The sequence below is a fragment of the Methylosinus sp. is20ea genome (assembly GCF_059718135.1).
The window spans coordinates 3,813,169-3,826,815 of record NZ_AP046088.1 but is presented as its reverse complement, the minus strand read 5'-3'; the positions used below and the strand labels follow the sequence as shown (position 1 = coordinate 3,826,815).

Sequence of the window (13,647 nt, the reverse complement as noted above, 5' to 3'; positions counted from 1 at the left end):
CGGACCGACGGTAGATAGGTCGGCGTGACATGCAGAATGCGCAGCCGTTCGTCTCCCTCAGGCCTCGTCGGCGAGGCAGCTTTCGATCGCCTCGATCATACGATCGCGTCCGGCCTCGACGCTATAGTCGCGGCTGCGCGCGCGCGCAGCCGCGCCCATGGCGCGCAGCCGCGTGATCGGCGTGCGCGCGATTTCGCGCAAGGCCCGCTCCAGCGCGGCCGCGTCGCCGGCCGGGATCAGCCATCCAGTCTCGGCGGCGCCGCGCTCGACCGCCGCGCCCGTCCGATCGCTCGCCAGCACCGGCATGCCGGCGGCCATCGCCTCCATGACGACGAGGCCCCAGCCGTCGTGACGGGAGGGCGCGACGAGGACGTCGGCGCGGGCGTAGACGTCCGGCAGCGCGTCCATCTGCGTGAATCCGACGCGCTCGACGCGGTTCGGATGATGGCGCGCCAGCCGCTCCACCTGCGGACGCAGCGGCCCGTCGCCGACGAAGATCGTCTCGAGGGCGACGCCGTCGGCGAGCGCCCGCTCGAGAGCGGCGACGAGGAGATCGACGCCCTTGCGCGCGATCAGCGAGCCGGAGAACAAAAGGCGGGGGGCGCGCGTTTCGCCGGCGCTTCGGTCGATCGCCGAAAACCCCGTGAGATCGGATGTGTAGGGGACGTTTCGATAGCGGCGGCGCGGACCAAATTCGCGGCGATGGGAGGCGATGGCCATTTCACCCATGCCCCACATTTCCGATCGGCTCGCGTGAAAGGCGCGCATGGCCCAGCGCCGATAGATCGCCCCGAAGACGAGCGGCGTCTGGTAGCCGAAACGCTCGCCCCAGAACACGAAAGAGCGGCGCGCAGCGAAGCGCTGCTTCAGCAGCCGTCGCAAGAACGGATCGCGATAGCCGCCGAACACGCAGAGATCGCTGTCGCGCACCCATTGCTCGAGACGCGCGAAGGGCGCGTCGCGGCAATAGGCGTGCTCATGGGCGAGGGCGGGCGCATCCCATTGGCGGTCGGCGGCCGTCATCCGCTCATAGATCACCCGCAGCGCGATACGTCCGTCCGCCGCGAGGAGATCGAACAGCCGCACCTGATAGGGCGAGGGCACGCAGGTCAGGATGACGACGGTTCGCACGGCTTCTCGCTATCGTCTCGGGCGGGCGGCGTCGTGGCGCGGGCCTTTTTGGAGGTGACGAGGCTGACGGCCGTCCAGGCGAGCACGGCGTAGGTCATCAAGACGATTTCCTGCATCGAGCGCATGCCGACGAAAAAGACCATCAGGCCGAGGCAATAGAGAACGCGGGCGTTTTCATTGCGCTCGCGCAGCAGCGCCGTCCAGGATGCCGCGGCCCCGCCGAGCAGCAGTGCGCCGATGACGACGGCGGCGAGCCCATAGGAAGCATGCAGCTCGCCGATGATCGAGCTCGACAGAGAGACATCGGATTTGCCGACCAATCCGGGCAGGCTGAAGCCGGCGTCGATCGGCTTGTCCGGCCATAGCGCGCGCGGAATGGGGCGGACCAGCACGTAATAAATCTGCTTCCAGCCGACATATTCGACGACGTCGGGGAAATAATGGATGATCTGCGCGAGACGCAGAAAATTGTCGTCGACGTGGAACTGGCCGGCGAATTCGAAATCCTCGAGGTCCACGTCGCCGCTCAAAAATCCTTCGAGCCCGACATTGCGGATGAGGAGGATGAATTGCAGCAGGCTCAGCACGCCGATGGCGCCGCCCGCGACCGCGGCGGCCCGCACGATGGAGAAGCGCTCTTTCAAGATCATCCATAACAGGAGTCCGGAGCCCAGCATCATGCCGATGATCCGGCGGCCCCCGCTCTGGGCGAGAAAAGCGCAGACGATCGCCGTGAACAGGATGGATATCCAGACGCGCGGATCGGCCCAGCGCACCTTGGCGCGTGTCGCCACCAGCACGGTCGCCGCGGGCAGCACATAGCCGAAATAGGCCAGATGATCGATGAAGGCGTCCCAGCCGCCGAGATCGCCACGCGACCAGGGCGCGCCGAAACGGGGTTGATAGAGGCCGTCGATCATCCGCGCCGGATCGAAGCTCGTCGGTATGCCGAAAGATGAGATGCAGAGAACGAAGCAGATGCAGACGGCGATGAAGGCGTTCTGCGCCGGCAGATCGGCTCTCGCCGCGCGCGCGATGGGCCTCGGCGGGTCGATCATCGGCGCGAGCCGGCCGAGCGGGATGCACATGGCGAAAATCGCGATCGTCTCCAGCGCGGCGATCACATCTTCGCGCGCCAGCTCGTCCAGCGGATAGGCCCCCTGCAGCAGATCGAGCAGCACCCAATAGATGATCGCGACGAGGAGAAGGTTTTCGGCATGGAGCAGGCCGTACAGCCCTTCGAGGACGGCGCGCATGAGCGGGATCGCGAGCAGGCTCGCCGACAAAACGGCGGCAGGCCAGAACATGGCGCCTGGAGGCGCATAATCGACCGGCGTCAGCGAGATCGCGAAGACGGCGCCCGCGCCGATGATCGCCGAGCCGGCGAGTGCGACGCCGGCCTCGCCGGGAAGGGAGCGCATGCGCCGCTAGGCTCCCGCGCCGAGGTCGCGCCGGCGAAGCGCCTCGCGGCCCATTTCGCGCAGCTGCTCGACCACTCTGGCCGGATCGAAATCTTCGGCGCGGGCGCTCGCGCGCGCCGACATGGCGCAAAGGCGCTCGGGATGGCCCAGCGCCCAGAGGATCGCGTCGCGAAGCGCCGCGGCGCTCGGCTCCGCCAGCACGAGGCCGCTCACGCCGTCGAGAACGACGTCCCCGCAGCGGCGGGAGACGATCGCCGGCAGCCCATGCGCCTGCGCCTCGAGCTGCGTGAGCGCGAATCCGTCGGAATGCGTCGGCAGGACGAACACATGCGCCTTTCGATAGAAATTCGGCGTTTCGCCGCGCGGAACCTCGCCGACGAAACGAATATTGGCATAGTCCTTTTGCGCGGCGGCGCCCAGCTCGTCGCGGCCGACGATGAGGAATTGGACCGGCTGGTCCCGCAGGGCGGCGGCGGCCTCCAGCAGCGTCCGCGCGCCTTTGCGCGGCGAGAAGGCGCCGAGAAAAAGGACGGTGAGCGGATCGTCCGCGTCGAAGCGCGCGGGATAGCGCGGTTTCACGCTCGGTCTCTCGGCGCGATACATCAATGGAACGACGCTGAGCTTTTCGCGCGCGACGCCCTCGGCGATGAGACAATCTCGCGCCCAGGCGGAGTTGACGAGGATCATATCCGCCGTCTCGCATTCGTCGCGCCAGCTGCGCCAATAGGCCTCCGGAGGCGCGGCCGCCGCTCTCGATCCCTCGCCTTCGGCCAGCGCCGAGATCAGCCGGGCCTCCTGCGGGCCGCCGTCGATCTGGTTCAGAATGGTGGCGAAGCCGCGGCTCCTCGCGGCGCGTAGCGTCCACGACGCCGCATAGCTATAGCAGAGCGCGACGCCGCCGGGGGACGCCGGCATCCGCAGCAATCGCGCGGCGGAAAAACGGTCGAAGCGGCGATTGTCGGCCGAGACGCCCGACCAATTCGCGCCTTTCGGCGCGATCCGCGCGGCGCTGCGCGACAGAAGCGACGGGACCGTGTCGGCGAAGACGCGCGCTCCTGCGAGCTCCGCCGCATAGCGGGAGGCGAGACGCAAGCTCGCGGCGCGCAGCGCGCGGCTCCACGGCCGATCGGGCGGCAGCCATATATCGGTGACGAGCGCGCGCAGCAGGCCGCGCTCGGAAAGCGCGGCGGGCAAAGCATAATGCTCGCGCGCGCCGATCTGGCAGACGATCCAATCCGTGGCGTCTCGGTCAGAAATCGGTCCAGGCTCCCTTGCGCAATGCGCGCTTCTCGGTGACAGCGGCCGCGGATACGAGACGTCGATGCGCGCGCATCCGCCAAAGATGGAGCGGGATCATCCCCAATCCGGAGGCGCAGCCGCGCAGCCGCCCCATCCGTAGGCAGAATCGAACTCGATTGGCGAGCTGCAGCATCGCGCGCGGATAGAAGCGCGGCGGATAGCGCAAGAAGGCGAGCAGCGCGATATTGGCGATGGTCGCCGCATTCACACGCGGCTCGGCGTGATGCGCGCGATCGGTATTGTGAAACACGCGCAGAAAGGGCGTGAAGACCAGCAGCCGTCCGCGATCGATCAGGCGTAGCGCCATGTCTTCCTCCTCGACGCCATAGGCGATCGGCAGCGGCAGATAGCCGCCGGTCTCGAGGAGATGGCTGCGCCGAAACACGGCGCCGCCGCCGTTGAAGCCGCCGGTCGCGCGGATGACGCGCCGATCCGGCGCGAGCGCTTCTCCGGGATGGACGATCTGCGCCGTCGCCAGGGAAACTCCCGGCAGAGAGTCGAAGAGCGCGGCGGCGCGCGCGAAGAAGTCGGCGTCGATCGGATAGGAATCGTCGTCGAAAGCGGCGACGAGCTCGTGCCTCGCGGCCTCCATCAGGCGATTGCGGCCGCCGCCCGGTCCGACGCCCGTCTCGCTGACGATGACGCGCGCCGCCGGAAAGGCTGCGCGCACGGCGGCGGCGCAATCATGGCGCGCGGCGTCCACATGCACGATGATCTCCGCGGGCGGCGGACGACAGGATTCGAGCCGGCGCACAGTGTCCAGCGTCTGCGCGATCCGCGCGAAAGCGGTCACTGTCGCGGTGATCTTCGGCCGATCGACCGTGGATGGGCTCGCGGCGCCGCTCATCGATCGGCTCGGCCGGCGATGATGCGCCCGAGGCCTCTCGACCGCCCACGCAAAATCTCGCGCGTGCGGACCCCGGCGGCGCCCGACAGCCGGCGCGTCGAGCCGAGAGATTCCAGAATGGCGTAGGCGATGATCAGGAAAAGCGCATAGGCGCGCGAGCGTCCGAGCGTGCGGCGCAGGATCATATAGCGGTTGAACACATCATCCTCGGCGGCGATCTCCGCCGTCACTCGGCCGGCCGGCGCATGGAAATGCGCGAGGCGCGCGCGTGGCGCGAGATAGAGCGCGCCGAAACGACGCAGCTTCAAGGAGAGATCGATGTCCTCATTCATCGTGCAGCGATGCAGGAAGAAATCCGAAAATCCGCCCGCGGCCTCATAGGCCGATCGCCGGATAAGGGAGCCGCAGGCGCTGATCCAGTCGATCGGGACGATCTCCGCGGGCGTCGGCGAATAGCCGAAGCGCAGCAGCGGGCCGATCACGCGCCCCTGCCATTCGCCCTCGCGCATGCCGAGCCCGCAGCGCAGCGCGAAACGCCAGGGGCGGGTCGGCGGCGGCCAGCCTTCATTGCTCAAATCCGCCATCGCGCCGACGCTGTCGGCCCTCGCCGCGAGCGCCCGCGCGAGCTCGGCGACGCAGTCCGCCTCGAGCTCGACATCGTCGTCCACCAGCAGCAGCAGATCGCCGCGCGAGGCGGCGACGGCGGCGCGCCGCTGCCGCACCGCATTGGGCGGCGAAACGGCGAGCAGGCGGATCGCGAGACCGCGCGCGCCCCAGGCGGGGTCCTCGGCGACCGCGCGGGTCTCCGGGTCGCCGCCGCCGTCGGCGATGACGATCTCGGCGACCGGCAGCGTCTGCGCCGCCAGCGAAGCCAGCAGACGCCGCAACGATTGCGGGCGATCGAAGGTCGCAACGATCGCGCTGATCCGCGGCTCGGCGGCGCCGTCTAACATGGCGCCGCGCCGCGGCGGAGCGCCGCCTCGAATGTCGCCAGCGCCGACCGATGCGCGAAATCGCGATCGCCGGCGGCGCCGGCCGTCTCGCCGAGGCGCCGCCGCAGCTGCGGATCGCGCGCGAGCGCGCCCAGCGCCGCGGCGAGCGCCGCCACATCCGGCGTCTCGACATGCAGCAGCGCGTCGCCATTGGCGCGCGACCAAGCCGCCGCCGAGCAATCGCGCGGGCCATAGAGCAGGATCGGCAAGCGCATCAGCGTATAGTCGGCGAGCTTGCTCGGAAAGGAGAGGCGCATCACGCGCTGCTCGTCCGGGCAGAGCGACATGGGAAGAAATAGCGCATCCGCGCGCGCCGCGATCTGCGAGAGGAAATCCGCCGCCGGGATCATGCCGCCGACCTCCACTGTTGGGCCGCAAAGCTCCATCGCCTCCGCATGCGTCGCGGCGAGCGAGCCGAAGATCAGCAGCCGCCCGCCGATCGTCGCCGCGGCGGCGGCGGCGTCGCGAAGCGCCGCGATATAGCCCGGCGAATAGACGCTTCCCGCGAAGACCAGCGTGAAGGGACGATCCGGTCGAGCGGACGGCGCCGGCGCCACTGCGTCGCGGCCGCGGAAGGGCGGCAGGACGCTTCCCTCGACGCCGTAGCGCGCGGCATAGGCCTCCGCCATTCTGGCGGAAATGCAGAGCCGCGACGCGGCTCGCCGATAGACGGCGCCGAATTGCCGATCGAGCGCGCGCCGATGCGCCTCGCCGCGCAGCGACATGCGCGGCCAGTCGTCATGGACGATCAAATGGAGAGGCAGGCCGCGACGCGTGGCGAAGGCCGCCGCCGTGCGCCAGGAATTATATTGCCCCACGGTGACGACGGCGTCGACGCGCCAGTCGCCGACGCAGCGCGCCAGGCGATGCGCGTCGAAAGCGGCGAGGCGCTCGACCGCCGCCTCGAACCAGGGCGCGAAGCGCGTGGTCTGGAGGCGCGGCGGCTTGCGCGTCAGCGCCGCATAGCGCACGCCGGGCAGACGATGATCGGCGTCGGACGGCCCGAGATAGCCCTCGACGATCCGCAGACGTTCGGCCGGCCAGCTCTCCAGCAGCCGATAGAGAAACAGCGAGCCGTGACGGGAGCGTTCGACCGGAGGGCAGCCGCAATAGAGGAGATTCACGCCGCGTTTCTCCGGTCAGTCCGTGCGCTCGCCGAGCTTCGCCAGCGTCGGCGGAGCGATCGAGGGCAGCGCCACGAAGCCATAGCCGAAGGATTGCTTGAAGTCCCAGCTTCCCCCTCCGACATTCGAGAAGGGCGTTTCGAACTCGATCGCCTCATAGACCTGATGATCCCAATTCACCATCGTGACCGCCGTGGCGACATCGATGCAATAAGCTCCCGACGCCAGAAAGATCGGCGCCGCCTCTATCGTGAGCTCATAGGCGCCGGGCTCGGTCGGCAGCGACATGGCGTCGAAATGATGCATGGACCAGAGCGCGATACGCGCGCGCAGCGCATTGGTCAGGAACACATCGACAGAGAGGCCGGGCGTTCCGTCCGTGTCGAGCAGGATGCGCAGACGCAGCGGCGTTCCCGGCACATAGACGCGCGTCGGGCCATCCGGTCCGATCATCTCGACCGAGCGTATGCGCGTATGCGCGCCCGCGCCCCAGTCGCGCTCCGCTGCGTCCGTCGCGCCGTCCTGCTGGAGCCGGCCATAGGCCGCGATCGCCTCGTCGACGCCGCCCTGCAGCACGAGCCGCCCACGGTCCAAGACGAGGCCGCTCGTCGCCAGACTCTTCACCGCAGCGAGATTATGGCTGACGAGCAGCACGGTGCGGCCGCTGCGGCGCGAGACCTCGTCGATCTTGCCGAGACATTTTTGTTGGAAGCGCGCGTCGCCGACCGCCAGCACCTCGTCGACGACGAGAATGTCCGGCTCGAGATGGGCCGCCACCGCGAAAGCGAGGCGCATATGCATTCCGCTCGAATAATGTTTGACCGGCGTGTCGATGAAGCGCTCGATCTCGGCGAAATCGACGATGGCGTCGAAGCGCTTCGTTATGTCGGCGCGGCGCATTCCGAGAATGGAGCCGTTGAGAAAGACATTCTCGCGGCCGGTGAGCTCCGAATGGAATCCGGTGCCCACCTCGAGCAGGCTGGCGACGCGGCCCTCGAGAGTGACGCGGCCTTCCGTCGGATCGGTGATGCGCGAGAGGATTTTGAGCAGCGTCGACTTGCCGGCGCCATTGCGGCCGACGACGCCGACGATCTCGCCCTCGGCGATCTCGAAGGAGACGTCGCGCAGCGCCCAGAAGGCCGCGTCGTCTTCCGGCGCAGGGGGGCGGCCGCGCAGCCGCGCGAAGGGGGCGGCGACGGCGGCGGCCAGCGCTTCGCGCAGCGTGTGATAAGCGGGCGCGGTCTTGCCGATGCGATAGCGCTTCGACACGCCTTCGGCGCGGATCGCCGTTCCGCCTCGCCTCGTCGTTTTCATACTATGTCCGCGAAACGGCGTTCGACCCGCGCGAAATAGGCGACGCCGACGCAGAAAATGGCGAGAGCGGAGGCGCCGGAGAGGGCGACGCCGCAAAAATCCGGGGCCGTTCCGATGAGCGCGTGACGGAAGCCGTCGATCATTCCCGCCATCGGATTGAGAAAATAGAGCCAGCGCCACTCCGCCGGCACGAGGGCGACCGGATAGGCGACCGGCGAGGCGAACATCCAGAATTGGATGAGAAACGGCACGATATGGCGGAAATCGCGATAGGCGACGGTGAGCGCCGACAGCAGCACGCCGACGCCCAGCGCTGCGATCATGGCGCCGAGCACGAAGAAGGGCGCCGCGAGCTGGCTCCAATGAAAGCCGATATGGCTCCACGCCAGCACGGCGACGAGCAGCAGAGCGGAGATCGCGAAATCGACGAGCGGCGCGCCCGCGGTCGACAGCGGAATCAATATGCGCGGGAAATACACCTTGGTGAGAATATGCGCCGAGACGACGAGCGAATTGCCCGCCGTCGGCGCGACATTGGCGAAGAGGGTCCAGGGCAGGAGACCTGCGATGGCGAAGACCGGATAGGGCGCGCCATCCGATGGAACGCCGGCGAGACGTCCGAAGACGATGGAGAGGACGATCATCATCGTCAGCGGCTGCAGCAGCGCCCATGCGGCGCCGAGCGCCGTCTGCTTGTAACGCACTTTGAGGTCGCGCGCCGCGAGGACATAGAGCAGCTCGCGATAAGCGAACGCCTCGCGGAAATCGAAGACGCGCCAGCCGGGGCGCGCTTCGATGACGGTGATCGGCTTGCGCGCGCGCGGCGACGGCGTTCCTTCGCCGACATGAGTCGAGGTCAGCTGGTCCATTTCGGCTCGTCTCCATAGGAGAGGCCGCGATCGGCCCGGCGTCGCGATCTCATCGAGGCGGCCCGTTCGGCGCGGACGCGAGGCCGAGCTCGGCGACGACGCGCTCGCCCGCGGCGCCCGCTCGCAAAAGGGCCTCTCTCATGTCCTCCTTCGTCTCGCTCGGCGACAGATAGACGATCGAGACGAGCGCCTCGCGCTCGACGCCCGGCGCTCCCTCCCAGCCGCCGAGGAGATCGGCGACGAGGTTGCGGCGCGCCGCGACGGAGAGCCGTGGCCAGAGCGGAACGGCGAAGGCCGTGCGCCGGCTCATCAGCCAGCCTTCATTGGGCGCGACGAGGCTCGACATTGCGAGCGCGCTCTCGACTTGTCCCATAGCCTCGTCGGTTTCGAAACGCGCCTGTGCGAAAGCGAGCCACGCGCCGCCGGAGAGCGGAATGCGCGACAAGAGACGGCTCAGCCGCTCGCGCCGATCGCGGTCGCTCGCGCCTGCGTCGAGCTCGAGCAGCCGCGCTTCGGCCAGCGCTCCCACCATGGGATCGTCGATGAAGGGGGCGAGCGTCTTCGCCGCATTCGTCGGCTCTGCGGCGAGGTCGGCGAGGCCGAAGGCGAGCAGCCGGCCGGCCGCGAGCATGGCGCAACCGGCGAGCGCGACGACGACGACCGCGGTCCAGAGGCGCAATTCCAGCAGCCTTCTCATTCGGTGTAGTATTTCTTGTAGTAGCGGCCGCTGTAATAATAGGAATAGGCGTATTTGCCGTATTTCTGCGCCTGGGCGTCGATCGTGTGATTGAACACGACGCCCGCCACTTTCTTGTGACCGGACAGCCGCTCGATCGAATGCGCCACCATTTCGCGCGCCGTGGACGCCCAGCGCACGATGAAGACGACTTTGTCGACGAGATTGGAGATGATGAGCGGATCGACGACCGGCCCGATCGGCGGCGTGTCGATGACGACGAGATCGAATTGCTCGCGCAGGCTCGCGACGAGCGTCTTCAGCCGCTCGGACAAGAGCAGATCCGGCGGATTTTGCGTCTTGCCGCCCGCCGGGAGAAACCACAGCTTCAAGGTCTCGCTGTAGATGATCGTCGATTGCAGCTCCGCCGCGCCGACCAGGCAGTCGACGAGGCCGAGACTTTTCTCCGCGCCGAAATATCGCGAGGCGGAAGGGCGCCGCAGATCGCCGTCGATGACGAGGACCTTTTGTCCCGATTGCGCCGCCGAGCCGGCGAGCGCTATGGCGAGCGTGGATTTTCCCTCGCCGGGAATCGTCGAGGTGAATTGCAGCACCTTGGGCGGATTGTCGACGTCGCTCATCTGTATCGCGCTGCGCAGCGAGCGCAGCGCTTCGCTGAGGCGCGACAGCGGCTTGGCGAGCGGATATTCGGGAATGGACAGCACGACGCCATTCACCGAGAGCTCGCGCTGGTCCATTTTCGAGATCGAGGCGAGCAGCGGCAGAGCAAGGAAATCCTCGATCTCGCGCGGCGTGGTGAAGCCGGCGTTGAACGTCTCCAGCGCATAGGCGCCGAGCGTTCCGGCCATCAGGCCGAGAAACAGGGCGACGAGCATGGTCTGCATCGTCTTGGGCGAGGTCGGCGTCATCGGCGCCAGAGCCGGCGTGATGATGCGCGCGTCGCGCGTCTCGAAGGTCGACTGCTCCTGCGTGACGCGCTCGCGCTGCAGGAAATCCTCGAAGAGGCTCTTGTTGACGGCCGCGGTGCGCTCCAATTCGCGCAGCGTGATGGCTTTCGTATTGTCGAGATCATTGGCGCCGTTGATTTCGCGCAGCGTCCTCTCGACCGCCTCCTGTCGCGCTCTCGCGAGCTCATATTCATTGCGCATGTTGGCGGCGAGCCGCTGCGCCTCGGCGCCGATGGCGCGATTGACGTCGGTTATCTGAGCGCGAAGATTGACGACCGACGGATGATTGGCGTTGTAGCGCGCCAGCAGCTCGGCCTCCTGGCGCGAGAGATCATTCGCCTGTCGGCGCAATTCCGCGATCGCGCCATTGGCGACGTCCGGCAGCTGCGTGATATTGCCGCCGCGCGCCTCGATCTTCTGCAGCGTCTCGAGCCGCGCCTTCTTGTCGGCCGCCTCCGCGCGCGCCTGGACGAGACGGCCCGTGAGCTGGGCGAGCTGGTCCTGATTGAGCGTCGCGCCCGGGGTGGAGCCGGAAAGGTTATTCTCGGCGCGAAAGCGCGCCACCGCCTCCTCCGACTCGCGCAGCTGCTGGCGCAGCTCGACGAGGCGGTCCGACAGCCAGGCGGAGGCGCGCCGCGCCGCCTCGAAGCGCGCGTCGAGCTTGTCGACGACATAGGCGTCGGCGACCGCATTGGCGAGACGCGCGGCCTTCTCCTTGTCCGAGGAGGTGAAGGAAACGTTGATCACATAGGCTTGGCCGGCGCGCGCGACGGCGACCGCCAGCTTGACGTTCTCCACAGTGGCGGTCGTCTCCGCGGACGCTTCGAGCGATGATTTCGGCGCGAGCCGGTCGGGCGCGGATCTCGGCGGCGCATTGCGCGAGAGCAGGCCGCGCAATCGGTCGAGGAGCCCGTCGCCTGCGCCGCCGCGCGCCCGCGCGCCGCCGAACTCCAGATCGTCGACGAGCCGCTCTTTTTCCACGACGCGCCGCAGCAGAGCGCTCGATCGGATGATCGCGATCTGGCTTTCGATCGTCGGGAGATCGAGAGCGGCCTCGGTCATGATGGCGTCCTGCCCGCCGGCCTTCTCCTTGCGCGGATCGAGGAGCAGCTGCGCCGATGCGGTGTAGAGCGGCGTCGTCCGCGCGATCTCGACGGCGGCGACGAGGAGGAACAGCGCCGTCACGCCGGCGATCAGTTTCCATTGGCGCCAGACGAAATTGACATAGCCATGTATGTCGAAGCCTCCGTCCGCTTCCGCCGGCGCAGGCGCGTCCCTTTGCGCGTCGAGACGTTTCAGCATCGAATGTTTCTTTCTCGATGTCCTGGTGGCCGATCGGACAGGCAGTGGCGCGAGCTCTCGGCCTGCGCGACGCCGGCGCCGAGAATGGCCATATAGGTGAGGGCCACGGCCTCGATCTGAACGCCGAAATCGACGAGAGCATGGACGCCGACCAGCAGGGAGCACGCCGCGGCCGCCGTGGAAGGGGCGGGCGCGCTCCGACGCGCGGCCGCGCCGATGAAACATTTCGCCGCGAGCCAGACGAGCGCGCCGACGAGCGCCGTTCCAAGGACGAGACCGAGGCCCAGAAAGACCTCGAGATAGGCGTTATGCGCCTTGTCCCAAATATCGGCCGTCGGAATCGAGCGATCGCGATAGAGCGGAAACACATCGGCGAAGACGCCATAGCCATAGCCGAGGAAAGGCGTGTCGAGGATCGCGCGCATGGCGATCGAAAAGACCGCGAGGCGGCTGCCGTCGTCGAGGCCGGAGGCGAGCAAGCGTCCGACGATCAGATCGCCGAAGAAGAAGATCGTCGCGCCGAGCCCGGCGAGGACGAGGGCGATCGCTCCCGCGTTTTCGCCGCGGCGGCGTCGGCCACGCGAATAAGCGACGCCGAGAAGGGCGCAGGCGCCGAGAATCGTCGCGAGAACGCCGCCGCGCGAGACCGTCCCGAGCAGCGCGACGAAAATCACGAAACCCGCCGCGAGCAGGAGCCAGCCGCGCAGCCCGGCCGTTTCGACGAGCTGCGCGAAGCGATAGGCGCGCGAGCCGGGTCGCGTCGGCGCGTCGCGGTCGGCGAGCGGGACGATGAGCGCGAGCATCGTCACCAGGCCGAGGCCCGCATAAGTGGCGAAATTATTGCGATTGACGAAGGTGGAGCGGACAAAGAGCCCCTGCGCGGGCGCGTCGAAGAAGGGGATGGTCGCCGAGAAGAACGTCGAGAGAACGAGCCCATAGGCGGCATAGGCCGCGACGATGATGGCGATGGCCTCCAGCAGCAGTTGCGCGCGGCGCGCGCGGCGCGACAATTGGAGCGCGAGCCAGAAGACGCTCGCCGCCGTCGTGAGGCGCAGGAGCGAGACGAGCGTCTGGCCGCGGTCGACGGAGACACCGCCCTCGAGAGGACGCTCGAGCATCTCGCTCGCCATGCCCCAGATCGGATGGGCGAAGGCTCCCGCGGCGAGGGGCGACGCCTGGAAGACGATCCATAGCGAAACTGCGCCGAAGAGCGCTGCCGGACCGGCGATCATCGCGATCGAAACGGGATGGCTGCGCCCCGCGAAAAGGACGCCGAGCTCGAAGAGAATGACCAGCGCCGGGAAATAGAGCCCGTTCACGCCCCAGGCCGGCAGGCGATTGCCGCCGAGCCAGAACGGCGCCCAGGCCAGGCCGGCGATCAGACCGCAGAGCAGCAGGGCCTCGAAGCCGCCCTCCGCCCACAGCGCGGCGAACCGGCTGGGCGTCGGCTCCGCGTGGGATGCGGCGGGCGGGGGCGGGGCCTCCCGCGACCAGGGCGCGAATTCGGGCAAAAGGCGCTTTTCCATGCTGCCGCCATTCGGGTGAAATGCGGCGTTTTCACCCGTCGGCGCGGTTGCGGAGAGACGCGCCGGAGCGCGCGGCCGATCATATCGCCGGGAGGGACGACGGGTCGAGACCGCCGGGCGCGAAGGGCCGATCGCCTGCGAGATGAAGCCGAGGATGTCGGCGCGCGCGCCGTTTCCG

Annotated in this window: 11 protein-coding genes; all 11 read right to left on the bottom strand. The window is 68.1% G+C overall.

Annotated features, from left to right (window positions below; genetic code table 11):
• Positions 1–57: 57 nt before the first annotated feature.
• From AC6IY7_RS17845 to AC6IY7_RS17795, 11 genes are read right to left on the bottom strand one after another with little or no spacing between them, the layout of a single operon-like run.
• Positions 58–1,131 (bottom strand): glycosyltransferase family 4 protein, encoded by a 1,074-nt coding sequence (locus AC6IY7_RS17845; RefSeq protein ID WP_497780739.1) that lies wholly within the window; start codon positions 1,129–1,131, stop codon positions 58–60.
• Positions 1,110–2,552 carry a hypothetical protein gene (locus AC6IY7_RS17840; protein ID WP_497780738.1) on the bottom strand — a complete coding sequence of 481 codons (1,443 nt, stop codon included), beginning with the start codon at positions 2,550–2,552 and terminating at the stop codon, positions 1,110–1,112. Before AC6IY7_RS17840 ends, AC6IY7_RS17845 begins: the two co-directional genes overlap by 22 nt.
• Positions 2,553–2,558: 6 nt before the next feature.
• On the bottom strand, positions 2,559–3,746 hold the full coding sequence (locus tag AC6IY7_RS17835; protein ID WP_497780737.1) for a glycosyltransferase family 4 protein: 1,188 nt from the start codon (positions 3,744–3,746) through the stop codon (positions 2,559–2,561).
• A gap of 55 nt (positions 3,747–3,801) precedes the next feature.
• The gene (locus tag AC6IY7_RS17830; RefSeq protein ID WP_497780736.1) at positions 3,802–4,698 is read right to left on the bottom strand and encodes a glycosyltransferase family 2 protein; all 897 of its coding nucleotides are present in this window, start codon (positions 4,696–4,698) and stop codon (positions 3,802–3,804) included.
• Complete coding sequence (locus tag AC6IY7_RS17825; RefSeq protein WP_497780735.1) at positions 4,695–5,651, bottom strand: glycosyltransferase family 2 protein; 957 nt, start codon at positions 5,649–5,651, stop codon at positions 4,695–4,697. Before AC6IY7_RS17825 ends, AC6IY7_RS17830 begins: the two co-directional genes overlap by 4 nt.
• The gene (locus tag AC6IY7_RS17820) at positions 5,645–6,814 is read right to left on the bottom strand and encodes a glycosyltransferase (RefSeq protein ID WP_497780734.1); all 1,170 of its coding nucleotides are present in this window, start codon (positions 6,812–6,814) and stop codon (positions 5,645–5,647) included. The genes AC6IY7_RS17825 and AC6IY7_RS17820 overlap by 7 nt, the downstream gene beginning before the upstream one ends.
• A 15-nt stretch (positions 6,815–6,829) precedes the next feature.
• The gene (locus AC6IY7_RS17815) at positions 6,830–8,128 is read right to left on the bottom strand and encodes an ABC transporter ATP-binding protein (protein WP_497780733.1); all 1,299 of its coding nucleotides are present in this window, start codon (positions 8,126–8,128) and stop codon (positions 6,830–6,832) included.
• Positions 8,125–8,997, bottom strand: coding sequence for an ABC transporter permease (locus AC6IY7_RS17810; protein ID WP_497780732.1), 873 nt, complete (start codon positions 8,995–8,997; stop codon positions 8,125–8,127). Before AC6IY7_RS17810 ends, AC6IY7_RS17815 begins: the two co-directional genes overlap by 4 nt.
• Positions 8,998–9,046: 49 nt before the next feature.
• On the bottom strand, positions 9,047–9,694 hold the full coding sequence (locus AC6IY7_RS17805; RefSeq protein WP_497780731.1) for a hypothetical protein: 648 nt from the start codon (positions 9,692–9,694) through the stop codon (positions 9,047–9,049).
• A complete protein-coding gene (locus AC6IY7_RS17800; RefSeq protein ID WP_497780730.1) occupies positions 9,691–11,943 on the bottom strand; it encodes a GumC family protein in 2,253 nt (750 codons plus the stop codon). Before AC6IY7_RS17800 ends, AC6IY7_RS17805 begins: the two co-directional genes overlap by 4 nt.
• Positions 11,937–13,469 carry an O-antigen ligase family protein gene (locus AC6IY7_RS17795; RefSeq protein WP_497780729.1) on the bottom strand — a complete coding sequence of 511 codons (1,533 nt, stop codon included), beginning with the start codon at positions 13,467–13,469 and terminating at the stop codon, positions 11,937–11,939. The genes AC6IY7_RS17800 and AC6IY7_RS17795 overlap by 7 nt, the downstream gene beginning before the upstream one ends.
• Between the last annotated feature and the right edge of the window lie 178 nt (positions 13,470–13,647).

Bases quoted from the DNA above. Each gene is read 5' to 3' on its own strand.
- AC6IY7_RS17830 (WP_497780736.1), bottom strand. From the start codon at position 4,698: ATGAGCGGCGCCGCGAGCCCATCCACGGTCGATCGGCCGAAGATCACC.
- AC6IY7_RS17815 (WP_497780733.1), bottom strand. From the start codon at position 8,128: ATGAAAACGACGAGGCGAGGCGGAACGGCGATCCGCGCCGAAGGCGTG.
- AC6IY7_RS17810 (WP_497780732.1), bottom strand. From the start codon at position 8,997: ATGGACCAGCTGACCTCGACTCATGTCGGCGAAGGAACGCCGTCGCCG.
- AC6IY7_RS17795 (WP_497780729.1), bottom strand. From the start codon at position 13,469: ATGGAAAAGCGCCTTTTGCCCGAATTCGCGCCCTGGTCGCGGGAGGCC.
- AC6IY7_RS17840 (WP_497780738.1), bottom strand. From the start codon at position 2,552: ATGCGCTCCCTTCCCGGCGAGGCCGGCGTCGCACTCGCCGGCTCGGCG.
- AC6IY7_RS17805 (WP_497780731.1), bottom strand. From the start codon at position 9,694: ATGAGAAGGCTGCTGGAATTGCGCCTCTGGACCGCGGTCGTCGTCGTC.
- AC6IY7_RS17825 (WP_497780735.1), bottom strand. From the start codon at position 5,651: ATGTTAGACGGCGCCGCCGAGCCGCGGATCAGCGCGATCGTTGCGACC.
- AC6IY7_RS17800 (WP_497780730.1), bottom strand. From the start codon at position 11,943: ATGCTGAAACGTCTCGACGCGCAAAGGGACGCGCCTGCGCCGGCGGAA.